The following is a 17,828-nucleotide window of genomic DNA, read 5'->3' as shown; positions in this document are numbered from 1 at the left end:
ATCTACGCCTTCGACGCGGCGGTCCTGCGCACCGCGCTGGGCCGGATCGATGCCAGCAACGCCCAGGGCGAGCTCTACCTCACCGACGTCCCCTGTACCACCCACGCCCACCACCCACCCCCCACCCCCCCCCCCCCCCCCCCCCCTCCCCCCTCCTCTCCCCCCCCCCCCCCCGCGCCGGCGGGTGCTGCTCAGTCCGGAAGGAGAGGAACCCGCGTGGATGTCGGATCTCCCGGCAGGTGCGGAATCAATCCGCGCTGATCTGCCGGCGGAAGGTGTCCCGCCGGGCGTGGAGGTCCCACAGGACGCCGGCGAGGACGTTGGGGTCCTTCTCCGGATCACCCTCGACGATCCGGCCGCCGATGATCAGCTGCGATACGTGGATGCCCTCCTCGGCGAGCACCTCGTGCAGCAGCTGGGCGTAGGCGGCCTGGCCTGCGAACGCTACCGAGGTACCGGTCACAGCGCGCCCGGGTTTGACCGCGGAGCCGCCGTTGACGAAGAGGATGGTGCCGCGATTCTGACCGAGGAACCGCATGCCGGGCAGCACCTGGTGCACTGCGGCCACGGATCCGTAGATCGAGAACTCCACCGGACCCTTGAGGTCCGCCGGCGTCGTCTCGAGGACGGGCCGCATGAAGTCCTTCTGGGGGAGAGGGCTGTACTGCAGCACCTCGATCGGTCCGAGCGTCTCGGTCGCGGCTTCGAGGGCGGCTGCGATGGATTCCGGATTCCGGACGTCCGCGGCGAAGCCCCGGGCATGGATGCCTTCCTTGCCGAGATCCTCCGCGAGTGCGTCCACCTTGCCCTGGCTCCGGGAGATGAGGGCTACGGAGAACCCCTCCGCCCCGAAACGCCGTGCCACTGCGGCTCCGAGACCGCGTCCTGCCCCGATGATTGCGAGAGTAGTCATACCCGGTGCAATCGATCAGCTGGCTGAATGATTCCGTGACCGCGGGTCCTCACCCGAGTGTCCCGAGGATGGTGCGCTGGATGGCGACGGCGGCGGCGCCACGGGCCCACTGCGCGAAGTCCGTGGGTTGCCGCCTCAACCGGAGGGGCGCTGCCTCCGGGTCGCGGTGATAGGCGACCGAATCCTGCAGGGGAACGGCGGCGACCTCCGCGAGGTCCATGCCCTCGCCCGACAGGATGACGAGGTCCACCATGGTCAGGTTCGCGACGGCGGACACCAGCAGGCCGAGCCTCCAGCCGGCCGCCTCGACGATCCCGCTCGCAGCGGGGTGTCCCTCCGCTGCGAGTCCGAGGATGTCCTCGTAGGATCGTTGCTCGCCCGTCGCCGCGGTGAACTGCGAGCAGATGGCCGGGATGGTCAGGACCGCCGAGGCGCAGCCTTCGTGGCCATCGGGGCATTCCGGCCCCGAGGCCTCCAGCGGGTAGTGGCCCACGAGGCCGAGTCCGGCGTCCGGGGGTGCGATGACGGAGTCGTTGATGACGAGGCCGTATCCGACGCCGACACCGATCGTCAGGACGGCGAAGTCCTTCTCGCCCCGCCCGGCGCCGAACCACTGTTCCGCGATGGTGAGGGCGACGACGTCGTTCTCGACCACGACCGGCAGGCCGGTCCGCTGATGCAGGAGGTCGGCGAGGGGTACGTCGCGCCAGCCGAGGAAGGGGGCGCGTACCACCCGGGCACTGGAACCGACCTTGCCGCCGATGCTGATGCCCACGCCGCTGAATGCGTCGAGGGGGCCGAGGTCGGTGATGGCCTCGACGATCGTGCACACGACGTCGTCCACGTCCTGGCCGGGCAGGACACGCTCACTCGTGTCGACGACGTCGGACTTGAGGTTCGTCGCCACTGCCGCCGCGCTATGGCCGGTGAGCTTGATGCCGACGAACCGGTGCGCGTCCGGGCTGATCTCCAGGGGACGCGTCGGCCGGCCGATCGGTGCGGCGACGTGCTCCTCCGATTCGCGGAGCACGCCGGCGTCCAGGAGCGGCTTGCTCAGGCGTGTCAGGCTCGCGATCGACAGGCCGAGGCGGGCGGCGAGGTCGGCGCGGGAGATGGGGCCGCGGACGAGGACTTCCCGCGCCAGGGCGCGGGCGGGGCTGTGAAGCGCTAGCGACCGAACCGCCTCCATCGCAAGTCCTCCTTCAGCTGTTCCGGCCATTGACACGCCTCTTATTTCTATCGTAAAAATAATGTCTGGGTGAATTGCCGGGTGACTCTTTCAGCAGGGCCGCGCCGGCAACCCCAGTGCCCACACTTCCACATCACAGAGGGACGACACCCGTGACATCCACCGTTAATCCCGACGTTGAATCCGCCGTCGATACCGCTACGGAGCTGTCTGCCGAGGCGCTCGCCGAGCGTATGCAGGACCCCGACTGGTGGCGCCAGGCCACCGTCTACCAGGTCTATCCGCGCAGCTTCGCCGACTCCAACGGCGACGGCATCGGTGACCTCAAGGGCATCACCTCCCGGATCCCGTACCTCACATCCCTCGGCGTCGACGCGGTCTGGCTGAGCCCCTTCTATCCCTCCGCGCTCGCGGACGGCGGGTACGACGTCGACGACTACCGCGATGTCGATCCCAAGCTCGGCACCCTCGAGGACTTCGACGAGATGATCGCCGCACTGCACCGGGCCGGCATCAAGCTCATCGCCGACATCGTGCCCAACCACACCTCCAACCGGCACGCCTGGTTCCAGGAGGCGCTGGCATCTCCGAAGGGATCCGCAGCCCGCGACCGCTACATCTTCCGCGACGGCAAGGGCCCTGATGGCGACGAGCCGCCGTCGGACTGGGACTCCGTGTTCGGCGGACCCGCGTGGGAGCGGGTCGAGGACGGCCAGTGGTACATGCACATCTTCGCCCGGGAGCAGCCCGACCTGAACTGGGACAACCGCGAGGTCCGCGACGACTTCCTGGCGACGCTTCGCTTCTGGTCCGATCGCGGCGTCGACGGCTTCCGCGTGGACGTGGCGCACGCCCTGACCAAGGACATGAGCGAGCCGCTGCCGTCCAAGGCGGACCTCGGCCCCGAGGGTGGGAACCACAACGGAAAGCACCCCTTCTGGGACCGGGACGAGGTGCACGAGGTCTTCGCCGAGTGGCGCAGGGTGTTCAACGAGTACACCCCGCCGCGCACCGCCGTCGCCGAGGCCTGGGTGCATGCCGACCGCCGCGCCCGCTACGCCAGCCCCGAGGGACTCGGTCAGGCGTTCAACTTCGACCTGCTGAAGGCGGACTGGGACCCCCACCAGTTCCGCGACACCATCACCAAGAACCTCGTCGAGGCGAAGACCTCCGGTGCGTCGTCGACCTGGGTCTTCTCCAACCACGACGTCGTCCGGCACGCCACGCGCTACGGCCTGCCGCCCGCCGGGCCGGACAGCGTGAGCAAGCCCGGCCAGGGCGGCACGGACAGCCAGGACGGCTCGGCCTGGCTGCTGAGCGGCGGCACCGAACCCGAGCTGGACCGCGAGCTGGGGGAGCGCCGCGCCCGCGCCGTCACGCAGCTCATGCTGGCGCTGCCCGGCTCCGCCTACCTGTACCAGGGGGAGGAGCTCGGCCTGCACGAGGTCGCCGACATCGCCGACGAGGACCGTCAGGACCCGACGTTCTTCCGCAACACCGGTGTGGACGTGGGCCGTGACGGCTGTCGTGTGCCGCTGCCCTGGACCAGGGACGGCGAGTCCTTCGGCTTCGGCTTCGCCGGCGCGCACCTGCCGCAGCCCGAGTGGTTCGGCGAGTACGCCGTCGAGGTGCAGGAGGGCGATCCCGGCTCCACCCTCAGCTTCTACCGTCGGGCGCTCGAGCTGCGCCGCGAACTGCAGGGCGAGGAGGACTTCGAGTGGATCGAGGAGCCGTCGCCCGAGGTCCTGCACTTCACGCGTCCGGGCGGCTGGCACTGCGTCACCAACTTCGGATCGGAGCCCGCTGACCTGCCCGCAGGTACGGTGCTGCTGAGCAGCTCGCCGCTCGTGGACGGCAAGCTCCCGGCGGACACGACGGCCTGGATCGCCTAGCGCCTTCAGGCCGGCAGCTCTTTTGCGGCAGCTTCTTCCGGCTCGGGGCGCTCGCGGCGCGGGTGCCCAGAGCCGTGGCGCGTGTACCCCCGGATCCGGGCCGCCGCGCCGGGTGTGCAGACCCAGGGCAGAGGTAGTCCCGCGGTACGCACGACGACGGAACGCGAGCCCGTTCATCCGCCGGAGAATCGGTTGCGAGGGCCGGTAGGACGTCGGAATACTGGAGAGACCGGCACGACCGACCCGGAGGGCAGCGACATCAGCAGATCCCAGGAGCACGAGGAGCGGCTGCGGAAGGCGGCCCAGTTCCGCGCTGCCCGAGGGGACGCCGGTGACGCGATGGCCGAGCTGGAACGGCAGAACGACGACGGCGACCCCGGCTCCGGCGAGATGGCCCCGCTGCGCGAGGGCGAGGACGAGGTCAAACGCGCACGGCTGATCGTGGACCGGGCCGTGGCACGTGGCGACTTCGACAACCTCGCGCTCGCGGGCAAGCCCATCCCGGGACTGGGGGAGAGCCACGATCCCGACTGGTGGGTCAAGGGCCTCATCCAGCGCGAGAACATCACCGGACTCGGCCCGCGGGCCATCCTGCTGCGCACGGAGGACGCGGAGCTCGACGACCGCCTCGACCGCCAGTACACCGAGAAACAGGTCCGCGAGATCCTCGAGGACTTCAACTACCGCGTGATCGACGCGAGGCGCCAGCTCCTCGGCGGCCCTCCGGTCATCACCAAGCTGCGCGATGTCGACGCGGAGGTGGAGCGGTGGCGTGAGCGCCGGGCTGCTGCCCGGCGTGCGGCGGAGGCCGCCGCGCCGCCCGCACCACCGAAGGCATCCTTCTGGCGGCGCATCTGGCGCGGCGGCACCTGAGCGACGGCTGCAGCGGAACCGCTTCCGCCCGGGTGTCCCGCTAGGCGCGCAGCGAAATGGTGGGCATCGACGCCGTCACCAGCGTGCCGTCCGCCCGGCGGGTTCCTTCGATGTCGCGTGTGCTCGGAGTGCCGGTCAGGCGCGGGCCCTGGTGGTCGAGCAGGACCGTGACGGGATGGTCCGTCCCCACGTACACCCGCTCGCCGCGGACGGTGACCGTCGCACTCACGCCTGCTTCGACCGTCAGGGTCATCGCATGCTGGGTCACGTCGGCACGCACCCGCGTACCGTGCAACGTCACCCGGAAACTCATGCGCGTCCAGGCCTCGGGAAGGCGCGGGTCGAAGGTGATGCTCCCACCATGGTCGCGCATGCCGGCGAACCCGTAGGTGAGGGCGCTCCACACCCCACCGGTCGAGGCGACGTGGATGCCGTCCGACGTGTTGTGGTGGAGGTCGGCGAGGTCCACGAACAGTGCGGACAGGAAGTACTTCATCGCCAGGTCCTGGTACCCGACCTCCGCCGCGATGATCGACTGGACCACCGCGGACAGGGTGGAGTCCCCGGTCGTCAGGGCTTCGTAGTACTCGAAGTTTGCTCGCTTCTGCTCCGGGGTGAACTCATGGCCCTGCAGGAGGAGGGCGAGGACGACGTCGGCCTGCTTGAGGACCTGGAAGCGGTAGATCACCAGCGGGTGGTAGTGCAGCAGCAGGGGACGCTTGCTCGCGGGGGTGTGCTCGAGGTCCCACAGTTCCTTCTCCAGGAACGCCTCGTCCTGCGGGTGGATGCCCGCCCGCTTGTCGAAGGGGATGTACATCTTCTCGGCGGCGAGCGCCCATTCGTAGATCTCGTCCTCGTTGAGCTTCAGGCGCGAGACCATCCGCTCGTAGGAGACGGGATCAGCTGTCCGCAGCGACTCGACGGCACGCGTCGCCGACTTCAGGTTGGCCCGCGCCATGACGTTCGTATACAGGTTGTCGTTGACGACGGTCGTGTACTCGTCGGGCCCCGTGACCCCGTGGATGTGGAAGTAGTCGTCGCCGTTGCTGCGCCAGAAGCCCAGGTCGGCCCACATCCGCGCCGTCTCGACGAGGATGTCGATCGCCCCGCGGACGAGGAAGTCCTTGTCCCCGGTCGCCGCGACGTACTGCATGAGCGCATAGGAGATGTCAGCGTCGATGTGGTACTGGGCGGTGCTGGCGGCGTAGTAGGCCGACGACTCCTGCCCGTTGATCGTGCGCCAGGGGAACAGCGCCCCGCGCTGGTTCAGTTCGACGGCGCGGGCGCGCGCCGGTTCGAGCATGGTCTGGCGGAAGCGAAGGGCATTCCGTGCCACGAGGGGAGCGGTGTAGCTGAGGAAGGGGAGGACATAGACCTCGCTGTCCCAGAAGTAGTGGCCCCCGTACCCGGAGCCGGACACGCCCTTCGCCGCGATGCCGCCGCCGTCGGTGCGGGCCGTGGACTGGGCGAGCTGGAAGATGTTCCAGCGCACGGCCTGCTGGGTGACGGGCTGCCCCTCCACCTCGACGTCGGAGCGCGACCAGAAATCGGCCAGCCATTCCCGCTGCTTCTGGTACTGCTCCTCGACGGGGACCTCGAGGGCGCGGTCCAGCGTGCGGCCGCAGCGGTCGGCGAGCTCGCGGACGGGCACGCCACGGGAGGTGTGGTAGGTGATGGTCTTCACGAGCCGGATGGGCCGGCCGGGCTTCGCCTTCACGCGGTAGACGTGCTTGGCGAGGTCGTCCTCGAGATGGGACCGCTGGTCCCACTCGTTGTCGGTGACCAGGTCGTGCTCGACGCCGCACGCTACGGTCATCGACGAATTGGTGGTGCGGTAGCCGAGCAGGTAGCGCGAGCCGTCGACGCGCTTGAGGCGCGGCTGGAGTACCCGTTCCTTGAACGAGTCCGCCTTGCGCGGATCGAACGTCGCGCTGTCGGCTGCAGGGAGCACCTGATCCTCGTCGACGCCGTCCTGGCGGTTGAGGATCTGGCTGGAGAGGAGGATGGACGCTTCGGCGTCGAGCATCTCCACCTCGTAGTCGACGACGGCCAGGTGACGGTCCGAGAACGAGACGAGACGGCGCGTCCGCACGAGGACGCGCTTGCCGGAGGGCGTGCGCCACTCGAGCTCCCGCACCAGGACGCCGTCGGCGAAATCGAGGCGCCGCGAGTAGCGCAGGATGTCCGCCTCCGTCAGGACGAACGGTTCGTCGTCGACGTACAGGCGGATGATCCTCGCGTCGGGCACGTTGACGATCGTCTGCCCGACCCTGGCGAAGCCGAAGGCTTCTTCGGCGTGCTGGATGGGCCAGGTCTCGTGGAAGCCGTTGATGAAGGTGCCGTAGTGGTGCCCGTCCCGGCCTTCGTCCACGTTGCCGCGGAGGCCGAGGTAGCCGTTGCCGACGGTGAAGAGGGTCTCGGTGCGCCCCTGGAGGGAGACGTCGAATTCCGTCTCGACGAGCGCCCACTCATCGACGGGGAAATGGTTGCGGTCCAGGGGGTCGGAGGAGATGAGGTTCATGAGGGGAGTTCCTGGGGTACGAGGTGCGCGCCCGGACCGGCGACGGCCGGTCGGGCAGGGAGGAAGGGGATGAGTTCGGCGAGGTCGTCGACGACGGTGTCCGCCCCATGGGCGAGGAGGGTATCGGCGCCGACACCCCGGTCGACGCCGATCACGAGACCGAAGGCGCCGGCACGCCCGGCGGCGACGCCGGAGTGGGCGTCCTCGACGACGGCACATGCAGAGGCGGGGAGGCCGAGCAGTTCGGCGGCGTAGAGGTAGGTGTCGGGAGCAGGTTTGCCTGCGATGCCCCGGCCGGCGGCGAGGACGCCGTCGACGACGACTTCGAAGCGATCACTCAGCCCGGCCGCTGCCAGGACGGGGACACCGTTGCGGGAACTGGTGACGACTGCGACCTGGATTCCGGCGGCGACGGCGGCGTCGAGGAATGCGAGGGAGCCGGGATAGGGCTTCACTCCCTCCACCTGGAGGGTCTCGTTGAAGGCCTTGTTCTTGCGATTACCGAGCCCGCAGACGGTCTCGGCCTCGGGCGGATCATCGGGCAGGCCCTCGGGCAGCGTGATGCCGCGGGAGGCGAGGAACGCGCGGACGCCGTCGTAGCGGGGGCGTCCGTCGATGTAGGTGAAGTAGTCCGCGTCGGTGTAGGCCTGCTCGATCCCCTGGGCCTCGAGGTAGGCGGTGAACAGCCGCGCCCAGGCGTGCATGTGCACCTCGGCCGTGGGCGTGAGGACGCCGTCGAGGTCGAAGAGGAGTGCGCTCAGGGACGAGAGGCGCGCGTGGGCGGGGAGGGAGGTCATGGTGCTGATCGCCTTCAGGGGTGGCGGGAGCCGTGAATGGTCATCACGGTGCGGATCGACAGCGGCGGCGTTGGTCAGCACTGATCCTGCACCGGGGAGAGCGTGTCCGAGGAAGCCGGCCGGACGGGGTCGTCAACGGCGAGACCAGAACTGGGACGGGCGGGCCTGGGCGGCCCGAATCCTGCAGCACCGCTGCCGGACACGTTAAAGTCTACCGCCATAACACCTCTTCGTGGGCACACGGCGGATTGGAACGTTGCGCATCCAGCAGTTACGCTCGCGATCCCGGTCGGACCCATCAGTTCGGGATGATCCCGAACAGGACCTTCCTCTTGACCATCAGCCAGATGGCGAGGGTCACGACGGCGTGGATGACAAGACCCTGCCAGGCGCTCGCGCGGTCGAGCCCGGGGATGTTCGCGACCGCCAGCACGAAGTACACGTGGACGATGAAGACGTACAGGCTCGCGCGCCCCAGCGGGATGTACAGCCAGCCGGTCAGCCTGTTGATGGGCTTCCAGAACGACGTCAGGATCACGTGCGCCGCGACGATGAAGAAGGCCAGGTTCAGGAGCCGTCCGGGTTGCAGGAACACGCGCACGTACGCGGATTCGTACAGGGTCTCGTAGAAGCCGGCCGGGATGAAGGGCAGGCCGAGTCCCAGGGCGTAGTTCAGCCAGAGCACTCCCAGGACGAGCGCATATGCGCCGGTGGCGACGCCGACCAGGATCTTCCCCCGCGGGGTGCTGAGCGCGTTGATGATCGCCCGGCGGTGGTAGCCGATCGTGACGCCGTGGACGAAGATCAGTTGCCAGGTGAGCAGCGGGAAGACGTCCTGGAACTGTGAGTCGAAGACCCGCAGGGAGAAGACCGCGTCGAGGGCGTAGAGCGCCCAGCTGATGGCGAGGAGAAGCCACCACAGCTTCTTCCTCAGCAGCAGGACGAGCAGCGGGACCGTCAGCGTCAGCACCACGTAGAGGCCCATGATGTTGAAGGCCCACGGTCCCATGTTGAGGAGCAGCAGGTCCCGCACCGCGTATCCGGGCGGCGGGTAGTCGAACAGCCGCTGGACATTGGGGTACAGGTCGTACACGCGGCCGGTGGCGCCGATGCCTGCCGCGCCGGTCCCGCGGTCCGTGAAGGTGGTGAGGACGGATGCGTCGAGAAAGGGCACCAGCGACAGCAGGTAGACGGTGAGGACCACGGCCAGGGACGTGAGGTAGAGCTTCACCGCCCGCCGGGTGGTTCCCTTTGCCGCCTCTCCGGCTCCGCGGCGCTGAACGGCCAGAGGGTGCACCATGCCGAGCACGACGCCGGACAGCATCACGAACAGCTCGGCGCCCGTGATGGTCCCGATGAGGTTGCGTGAGATGAAGGACCACGGACCGGCGACCTCGATGTGGGTGACGACCACGGAGGTGATGATCCAGCCGCGCAGCAGGTCGATGCGGCCGTCGCGGGGAGCCTGCTCGTCCGGATACCGCCACTGCGGGACCACGCGCCGGGCGAGTCCGGCCAGGAGGATCAGGGCGAAGAGCCCGACGATGCACGCGACCAGATAACCCATCACGGCGCTGACCGGGGCGGCCGCCTGCCACACCTGCTTCGTCGATGCGTTGGCGTCCTCCTGGGGGACGACCTCCGTCACGGGCCCGAGCCGGACGTCCGGCACCGCGTCGAGAGTATCCGTCAGTACCGCTTTCGTCGCGTCGTCCGCGCCGAGCCTCCAGTCCACCGTGTGGCCCTGGGCCTCGGGTTCCGGGCGCTCCGCCTCGAGCCAGGCCACCATCCCGATCTCCGGGTACTCCTCGGTGATCGCCGGGTCGAACAGCTGGTCGAGCCAGGCACGCTTGATGTCCGCCTCGGGTGCGCTGTCGGCGTCCTCCGGGTCGTACAGCGCGGCCGTCTGCACGAGGAACCGCTTGCCCTTCCCCGCTGCGTACTGCTTTGCGAAGTCGATGCGCGGTGCGCCGGGAGCCGCACCGTAGGAGCCCGCGAGCTGGTCGGCGAACTTGTCCGGCTCGGGCAGCACGGACGTGCTGATCGCGCCGGAGTACTCCCGTGTCCCGTCCGCGTTCCTCGTGGGCCTCTGCTCGTAGCTGCCGTAGTGGTACATCGTCAGGCCCACCCAGTCCACGGCGTCGTCGCCGGGGTAGTAGGGCTCGTAGGGGTCGTCGCCGGTGTCGATCAGGCCGTTGCCGTTCGTGTCCAGGCGCGTCACGGCCCCGGACTGACGACCCTCCACCGCGCCGTACGCCTCGGTGAACGGGTAGCCGGCCGCGTACGACGGCGACCAGACCAGAGCCACGCCGGGGGCCCCGGCGTGTACGGCATCCGCGACGGTCCGAAACGCGCCGATGTACTCGTCGGGCTGCTGCCCCCAGCTGAACCAGGTGCCGTTCATCTCGGGCGCGAAACGGAGGAAGAATGCCGTGCGGAACTCGTCGCTGATGCGCCCGAGCGTGTCGGCGAGGTGCTCGGCGTCGTCGTCGGTCAGGTCCTCCAGCGGCTTCGACGGTTCGAGGGTGACGACCGCGAGGGACCCCAGCGGTGCCTCCTGGCGTGCGAGGTCGAAGAGGTCGCGCTCGGCTGCGTCGTCCAGTGGGTAGGGGATCGGCCGGCTGAAGAACGACGGCGTGATCCCCGTGCGGTCCGCGTAGGCGCGGGCGTTGTCTGCGGACCAGTCGAGTTCGGGGCCGAAGTAGCGGCCGTCGGGCAGGGCGGTCGGGTCCTCGACGGGCGGCTGGTCGGACGTGGTCGTGGTTGCGGGCAGCCCGGTCGCCTGCGCCGGGACACCCCCGATGAGGAGCCCGATCATCGATGCCACCAGGACCCACGCAGCCATTCCTGCCCGAGTCCGCGACGTGGTCGCCGTCATCGGGTCGATTCCCGCTGTGCCTTCGCTTTCGCGATGTCGGACTGGTAGTGCTCGTATCCGCGGTAGCGGACAGCCTCGATGATGACGCTGAAGATGACGAGGTCGAAGATCACCCAGACAATGTTCACCGACGTCCCCAGGAGGTCGGCCTGGCCCACGGCCATCCGGATGATCCCGATGATCACCGCCGCCACGAGCAGTCCGATGGCCCACAGCTGGGGCTTGACGAGGTCCCACCGCAGCTGGGCGTCCTGCTGCAGCGTTTTCGGCGTCACCGCGAAGTCGAGGCTCCGCCCGAGGTAGACGTTGCCGAACGCGGAGGTGATCGACCGGATCCAGACGGGGAACAGGGCCAGCGAGTACTGCTGGCCGCGCCAGGTCTTGACGCCCTTGCCGACGACGGCGAAGAGCAGCTGGTTGACCAGCAGGAACGGGATCAGCCGGACGAAGAACTCCGTGCTGATCGAGTTGACTGGGAGGATCCCGAAGATCAGGTAGATGATGGGCGCGCCGATGTAGACGACGGCCGCGAACCCGGAGAGGTAGCTCCACATGGTCGACGCGTACATGAGGCGCTGTGCGAAGGAGAGCCCCTTCTGAGCGAACGGGTTCTCACGGAACATCACCTGCGCGGTGCCCTGCGCCCAGCGGAGGCGCTGCGTGAGCATGGAGTTCAAGTCCTCGGGGGCGAGGCCGTCGGCCAGTTTCTCGTGGTGGTAGGCCGATTCCCAGCCGAGTCCGTGGAGGCGCATGCAGGTGGCCATGTCCTCGGTGACAGAGATGGTGGCCATCGGCATGACGGCCTGGGCCTCCCCGGTGCGGTCGGCGTTGACCGAGTCGATCAGGACACGGACGGTGTCGATCGCCGCGAGGGGCGACCAGGCACGCTGCGCGAGCTGGTCCAGCGCGGCGTCGTCGACGAGGGCGAGGCCGGGGGTGGTCCCGGACGCGTCCTGCGATCCCGACTCGAAGCCTTCGATGTCGAGGTCCGAGAGGGAAGCGAGGTCCTCCCGGAAGGCGGCGATGTCCGCGGCGACCAGATTGCGGGTGACGGCGGCGACGCGCTGCTGGAACTCGTAGGTGACCTCGGAGATGCCGTGGCCCTTCTGCAGCCGGCGCCGCACCCTGCGGAGGTCCTTGGCCACCAGGTCCAGTGCCTCGTCCACGCGTTCGTTCCCCGGGCCCAGGCTTTTCTTGGCTTTCGCGATCACCTTGTTCGAGGTCTTCAGCGCCCTGTAGAGCGCGAGTTCTATCTCCGTGACATAACGGGTGACGCCGAGCTGCATGAGGGCCTCACGGCGGATGATCGCGTTCGATCCGCAGAAGAAGGCGGCGTTCCAGCCGTCCTTGCCCTGCTGGATGGGCCCGTAGAAGAGCGGCGCCTGGCTGCCCAGCGGATCGGAGTCCGGCACGTTGATGAACACCTGCGGGGTCTGCACCAGCGCCATCTTCTCGTTGGTGAAGTACCCGAGGGTCCTGTCCAGCAGGAGCGGATCGGGGATCTGGTCGGCGTCGAGGATGACCAGGAACTCGCCGTCCGTGGACATCAGGGCGTTGTTGAGGTTGCCCGCCTTCGCGTGGCGCGGCATGTCCTTCCAGTCGGCGGACCGGGTGATCCAGCCGATGCCCTCGGCCTCGGCGGCCTCGCGCACCTCTGCCCGATTGCCGTCATCGAGGATCCACGTCTTGTGCGGATAGCGGATGGCCTTCGCGGCACGGGCCGTGGTGAGGACGAGGTCCAGCGGCTCGTTGTAGGTGGTGATGAAGACATCGACGGTGAGGCCCTCGGGAGCCTTCGGCGGCACGCGCTTCTTCAGCTTCCAGACCGTGAAGCCGAACAGGAGGGAATCGATGAGCGAGTACGTCTCGGCGAGCACCAGCGGGATGGCGATCCACCAGGCGTCCCAGTTGATGGAGAACAGCCACCGCCAGACGATGTAGTTCAACCCCAGGACTGCCGTGACGAGGACGATCGCCCGGATCAGCAGGGTCCGCCCGCCCGAGGTGGCATTCTGGTCGCCGCCCTCCTGGTCATTCTGGAAAGAATCGCTCGGTGACGACGGCCTCATGCTTTAGCACTCCACTTCCTGCTCGGTGTGCGCGAGGCACTGCTCCGGTGACTTGTGTGCGCCGCAATGGCAGCACTGAGACGCCCACTGGCCCCTGAGTGGCCATCAAGCACTTGAACTAAGGTACCCGGTCCTGCGGACCGCACGTGCGACGATGCGGGCTGCGGTGATGCCGGGTGATTTCCGTGCTACAGCCGAGGAGCGGCAGGTGCGCGGCCGGGAGGGGGAGCCCGCTGGATGGCCGGGAGGGTGACCCCGCTGGATGGCCGGGAGGGTGAGCCCGATGAATGGCCGGGAGGGTGAGCCCGATGAATGGCCGGGCGGGTGAGCCCGATGAATGGCCGGGCGGGTGAGCCCGATGAATGGCCGGGCGGGGCAGGTCAGCCCATGTCGGCGTAACGCCTAGCCTGCCCGAGCGCCTCGCGCACGCCGTCGGCGTCGTGCGCTGCGACGTAGGCCGGGGTGTCCCGCTGGAAGCGCCAGCCCTCCGCAAGAGGCCCCGCGTCCACGGCGTCGAAGCCGAACTCGTCGAGAAACTCCACCACGGCCTGCTTGGCGTCCGCATCGTTCCCGGCGATGGCCAGCGCTCGGCGGTTCGGTGTGCCGGCGGGAGTCCCGTCGGTGGTCAGCTGCGCGGCGAGAATGTTGTTGAAGACCTTCACCACCGAGGAACCCGGGAGGTGGCGCTGCAGGAGTTCGCTCGTCGTCGTGCTCTCGTCGTCGAGCTCGGCGATCTGCCCGTCGCGCTGGGGGTAGTAGTTGCAGGTGTCCATGACGAGCTTGCCGGCGAGCGGCTCCACGGGAACCGAGCCGATGTCCTTCAGCGGGATGGTGACGACGACGACGTCGCCCTCCCTCGCCGCGTCCTCGACGGACCCGGCGCGCGCGGAGTCGCCCAGCTCGCCGATCAGGTCCTGCAGCGTCTCCGGGCCGCGGGAGTTGCTCAGAACGACGTGGTAGCCGTTCGCAACGGCGAGACGTGCGAGCTGCGAGCCGATATGGCCGCTCCCGATGAAACCGATGGTGCTGCGCGACGCGCCTGTCCGGCCTGCTGTGTTGTTCCTCATGCCCAGCACAACCTCCGGTCGCGGCGGTTATTCCTCAGGCCCGCCAGGCTTCGTCCGTCCACACGTAGAACTTCTCCGGGCGTCCCGCAGACCCGTACTGAGGGACGATGCGCGCCTGCCCCCGCGAGACCAGGAATTCGAGGTACCGCCGGGCGCTGACGCGTGCCATGCCGAGGCGGTCGGCGACATCCGACGCCGAGGTGCCCCGGCCGTGGCTCCGGAGGTCGAGCATCACGGCGTCGAGCGTGGGGGCTGACAGGCCCTTCGGTGTCGCGATGGTCGCTGCGCCGGGCGACGACGCGTCGGTGCTGACGGCCCCGGCCCCCGCCGTCGTCCGCAGCAGTTCGTCGATCCTGCCCTGGTCGAGGGATGCGGAACCGTCGGCCGCGTGCGAGTCGAGGTTCCGCCGGTACGCCACATAGGAGTCGAGCCGCTGGTTCAACACCGCAGCGTTGAACGGCTTCACGAGGTAGTGCAGCACCCCGCCCGCCACCGCCGCACGCACGGTGTCGAGTTCGCGTGCTGCGGTGATGGCGATGACGTCGAACGGCTCGCCCGGGCGGTTCCGCAGTGCGCGGAGCACCTCGATGCCCGTCATGTCCGGGAGGTGGATGTCCAGCAGGACGAGCCTCGGCCGGAGCTCGTCCGCGAGTTCGAGCGCCCGCGCGCCGGTGTGGGCGGCTCCGACGACGTCGAAGGCACCATGGGCGAGCAGGAAGCCGGTATGGATGCCGGCGACCTGGTGATCGTCGTCCACGACCAGGGTCGGGATCGGCGGAGGAGTCGCCGGGGGAGGAGCGGCAGGATTCACGGGACGGTTCCTCGGGATGTCGCGTCGCTCATGGCACCTGCAGGGGGCGGGGAGCGTCGATGAGCGACGGCGCGAGCCAGACCGTGAACTCGGCACCGCCGAGCTCGGAGTCGTCGACAACCACCTGGCCCGAGCGGCGGCGCGCGATGCGGTCCACGAGCGCCAGCCCGAAACCGCGCGTGCCGGGATGGCCGCCGTCCTTGGTGGAGTAGCCGGAGGAGAAGATGCCGTCGACGTCCTCGGCGGCGACGCCGGGACCGTTGTCGGAGACGGTGATGCGGGTGGCGTCCTCGGCGGAGTCGAGGTGGACGGCGACCTGCCCGTCGGGGCGCCCGATGCCCGTCACCGCTTCGATCGCGTTGTCGATGAGGATACCGAGGACGGTGACGACGTCGGTGGTCCCGTCCGGCTCGAGCACCGAGGTGTCATCGATGGACAGGGTGATGCCCTTCTCGGCGGCGATGGTGCTCTTGGTCATGAGCAGGCTGGCGGCGTCGGGATCCTGGATGCCGGGGGCGATGGACCCCGAGACGAGCGAGCCTCCGTGTCCCGAACGGGAGATGAAGTCGACGGCCTGCTCGGTGCGGCCCAGCTCGAGCAGTCCGGAGATGGTGTGCATACGGTTCGCGAACTCGTGCGCCTGGGCCCGCAGCGCCTGGGTGACGTCGCGTTCACCGTCGAGGTCCGTGAGCAGCTGGTAGAGCTCCGTGCGGTCGCGGAGGATCATGACGCGGCCCACGCGTGTGCCGTCCACCAGGGCATCGGAGGTCCGGGCGAGGAGCACGCGCTCGCCGGACAGCACGGTCTCGTCCGTGTCGGCGGGATCAGTCAGGAGACGTGCGAGGGCCGGCTCCATGACGTCGTCCACGAGCCGACCGGTGGCGGCGTCGTCGAGCTCCAGCAGCCTCTTCGCCTCGTCGTTGAGGAGCGCGATGCGGTTGTTCGCATCGACGGCGACCATGCCCTCGCTGATGCCGTGGATCATGGCGTCGCGGGTCTCGAGGAGCGAGGCGATCTGCTCGGGCTCGAGGCGGTAGATGCGCCGCCACACGAGCCGGGAGATCCAGATGGCCCCTGCGGATCCGACGAGCGCCGCCACGATCAGCCAGGCCAGCAGGCGGGGGAGGTCCTCGTAGAGGTCCGCGTCGAGTTCCGATTCGAGGGTGCCCACCGACGCGGTGCCGATGATGCCGCCGTCGGTGCCGTAGATCGGCACCTTCACGCGCCAGGATTTGCCAAGGGTTCCGGTCTGCGTGCCCACGAAGGTCTCGCCCGAGAGCGGGATCGACGGGTCGGTCGAGACCCGCTCGCCGATGAGCTCCGGATTCGGGTGGGAGTAGCGGATGCCCTCGCGGTCCGTGACCACGACGTAGGTCACGCCCGTGGACTGGCGGATGAGGTCGGCGATGGGCTGGATGGTGGCGCTGGGGTCGGCCTGGTCGAAAGCCTCGACCACCGACGGCAGCTGCGCCACCGACTGGGCCACACCGACCATGCGGTCCTCGTACTGCTCCCGGATCTGCAGGCGCTGCATGGTGACGGCGGTGGAACCGGCCACGGCGACGATGACGAGCACGATGGCCAGTTGCAGCAGGAACAGCTGCGATCGAAGCGACATCGTCCGGATCATCGTCTTAGTGTGACACGGCGTGTCGCGTCACATGTGGACGCCAGGGATCCTGTGACCACAAAGACCAATACGAGCACTACGACCGCATGCTTTACCGGCGGATCGGGGCCTTCCTACCCTGAAGACAGCAGTGGTGACCCGCATCACACCTCACAACACATCTCAAGGAAGAGAACATCATGACGATCGATCGCACAACGGCGCGCCGTTCGACCCTCACAACCCTCGCCCTCGTCTCGGCCCTCGCCCTCTCGGCCTGCAGCTCGATGACGCAGAGCACCACCGCCGATGACGCGGAAGGCACCATCGAGAAGCTCAACATCGTGGTCCCCGCCGATCCCGGTGGAGGCTGGGACCAGACCGGCCGCGCCATCGAGTCCGACCTGAAGGAGAACGAGCTCGTGGGCAGCGCCTCCGTGGTCAACGTCGGCGGAGCCGGCGGCACCAACGGCCTGGCGAAGCTCGCCACCGAGACCGATCCCAACACCCTGATGGTCATGGGGTACGTGATGGTCGGCGCCGTCGAGACCAACAACGCGGCCAACCGCATCGAGGACACGACGCCGATCGCCCGCCTGACCGAGGAGCCCCTCGTGGTCGTGGTCCCCGCCGACTCGCCGTACCAGACCATCGACGACCTGCTGTCCGACATCGAGGCGAAGGGCCAGGGCGTCTCCATCACCGGCGGTTCCGCCGGCGGCGCCGACCACATCCTCGCCGGCTCCATCCTCAAGGAAGCCGGCATCGCGCCCGACAACCTCAACTACATCCCCTACTCGGGTGGCGGCGAGTCACTGGCGGCCCTCCTGGGCAACAAGGTCAACGCGGGCATCTCCGGCGTCGGCGAGTACGCGGAGCAGGTCGAGTCCGGCAAGCTGCGCGCCCTCGCGGTCTCCGGCGAGGAGGCGGCCCCGCAGCTGCCCGACACCCCGACCCTCACGGACGAGGGTATCGACCTCGTGCTGACCAACTGGCGCGGCGTCGTCGCCCCCGGCAGCATCGACGAGGCGCAGGCCGAGAAGCTCACCGAGCTCGTCACCGACCTCCACGAGACGGACACCTGGAAGGCGACCCTCGAGGAGAACAACTGGTCGGACGCATTCCTGGCCGGCGAGGAGTTCCAGAGCTTCCTCGACGAGGACATCGCCAGCGTCAAGACCACCCTCACCGACATCGGACTGCTGTAGC

The 17,828-nt window shown here is 68.7% G+C and carries 12 protein-coding genes; 3 read left to right on the top strand and 9 right to left on the bottom strand.

Annotation, left to right across the window (positions count from 1 at the left end; translation table 11 throughout):
• Window positions 1-247: 247 nt before the first annotated feature.
• Both ACX80J_RS16685 and ACX80J_RS16680 read right to left on the bottom strand, forming a co-directional pair.
• Window positions 248-913 carry an SDR family NAD(P)-dependent oxidoreductase gene (locus tag ACX80J_RS16685; RefSeq protein WP_459348552.1) on the bottom strand — a complete coding sequence of 222 codons (666 nt, stop codon included), beginning with the start codon at window positions 911-913 and terminating at the stop codon, window positions 248-250.
• Between the two features lie 49 nt (window positions 914-962).
• On the bottom strand, window positions 963-2,102 hold the full coding sequence (locus ACX80J_RS16680) for an ROK family protein (RefSeq protein WP_459348551.1): 1,140 nt from the start codon (window positions 2,100-2,102) through the stop codon (window positions 963-965).
• A gap of 233 nt (window positions 2,103-2,335) precedes the next feature.
• Here ACX80J_RS16680 and ACX80J_RS16675 point away from each other — a divergent pair, with 233 nt between their 5' ends.
• On the top strand, window positions 2,336-3,994 hold the full coding sequence (locus tag ACX80J_RS16675) for a glycoside hydrolase family 13 protein (RefSeq protein ID WP_459348554.1): 1,659 nt from the start codon (window positions 2,336-2,338) through the stop codon (window positions 3,992-3,994).
• 339 nt (window positions 3,995-4,333) lie between these two features.
• Window positions 4,334-4,867, top strand: coding sequence for a DnaJ family domain-containing protein (locus tag ACX80J_RS16670; protein WP_459348550.1), 534 nt, complete (start codon window positions 4,334-4,336; stop codon window positions 4,865-4,867).
• Between the two features lie 40 nt (window positions 4,868-4,907).
• On the opposite strand, the gene ACX80J_RS16665 is transcribed toward ACX80J_RS16670, so the two are convergent.
• The 7 genes from ACX80J_RS16665 to ACX80J_RS16635 all read right to left on the bottom strand — a co-directional run bounded on the left by ACX80J_RS16665 (window position 4,908) and on the right by ACX80J_RS16635 (window position 16,628).
• Window positions 4,908-7,388: a glycoside hydrolase family 65 protein gene (locus tag ACX80J_RS16665; RefSeq protein WP_459348549.1), complete on the bottom strand. Its 2,481-nt coding sequence runs from the start codon at window positions 7,386-7,388 to the stop codon at window positions 4,908-4,910.
• Window positions 7,385-8,185, bottom strand: coding sequence for an HAD family hydrolase (locus ACX80J_RS16660; RefSeq protein ID WP_459348553.1), 801 nt, complete (start codon window positions 8,183-8,185; stop codon window positions 7,385-7,387). The genes ACX80J_RS16665 and ACX80J_RS16660 overlap by 4 nt, the downstream gene beginning before the upstream one ends.
• 298 nt (window positions 8,186-8,483) lie before the next feature.
• Window positions 8,484-11,063 (bottom strand): OpgC domain-containing protein, encoded by a 2,580-nt coding sequence (gene opgC, locus ACX80J_RS16655; RefSeq protein ID WP_459348548.1) that lies wholly within the window; start codon window positions 11,061-11,063, stop codon window positions 8,484-8,486.
• Window positions 11,060-13,132 carry a glycosyltransferase gene (locus ACX80J_RS16650; protein WP_459348547.1) on the bottom strand — a complete coding sequence of 691 codons (2,073 nt, stop codon included), beginning with the start codon at window positions 13,130-13,132 and terminating at the stop codon, window positions 11,060-11,062. The genes opgC and ACX80J_RS16650 overlap by 4 nt, the downstream gene beginning before the upstream one ends.
• Window positions 13,133-13,512: 380 nt before the next feature.
• Window positions 13,513-14,199, bottom strand: coding sequence for an NADPH-dependent F420 reductase (locus ACX80J_RS16645; protein WP_459348546.1), 687 nt, complete (start codon window positions 14,197-14,199; stop codon window positions 13,513-13,515).
• Between the two features lie 34 nt (window positions 14,200-14,233).
• Window positions 14,234-15,010, bottom strand: coding sequence for a response regulator (locus tag ACX80J_RS16640; protein WP_459348545.1), 777 nt, complete (start codon window positions 15,008-15,010; stop codon window positions 14,234-14,236).
• A 28-nt stretch (window positions 15,011-15,038) separates the two neighbouring features.
• Window positions 15,039-16,628, bottom strand: a complete 1,590-nt coding sequence (locus ACX80J_RS16635) for an ATP-binding protein (protein ID WP_459345011.1) — start codon at window positions 16,626-16,628, stop codon at window positions 15,039-15,041.
• Between the two features lie 191 nt (window positions 16,629-16,819).
• Here ACX80J_RS16635 and ACX80J_RS16630 point away from each other — a divergent pair, with 191 nt between their 5' ends.
• Window positions 16,820-17,827 (top strand): Bug family tripartite tricarboxylate transporter substrate binding protein, encoded by a 1,008-nt coding sequence (locus ACX80J_RS16630; protein ID WP_459348544.1) that lies wholly within the window; start codon window positions 16,820-16,822, stop codon window positions 17,825-17,827.
• The last annotated feature ends 1 nt before the right edge of the window (window position 17,828 follow it).

The sequence above is a fragment of the Arthrobacter rhamnosi genome (assembly GCF_054510975.1).
The sequence above is the reverse complement of the archived record's forward strand: the minus strand, read 5'-3'. Positions and strand labels throughout refer to the sequence as shown.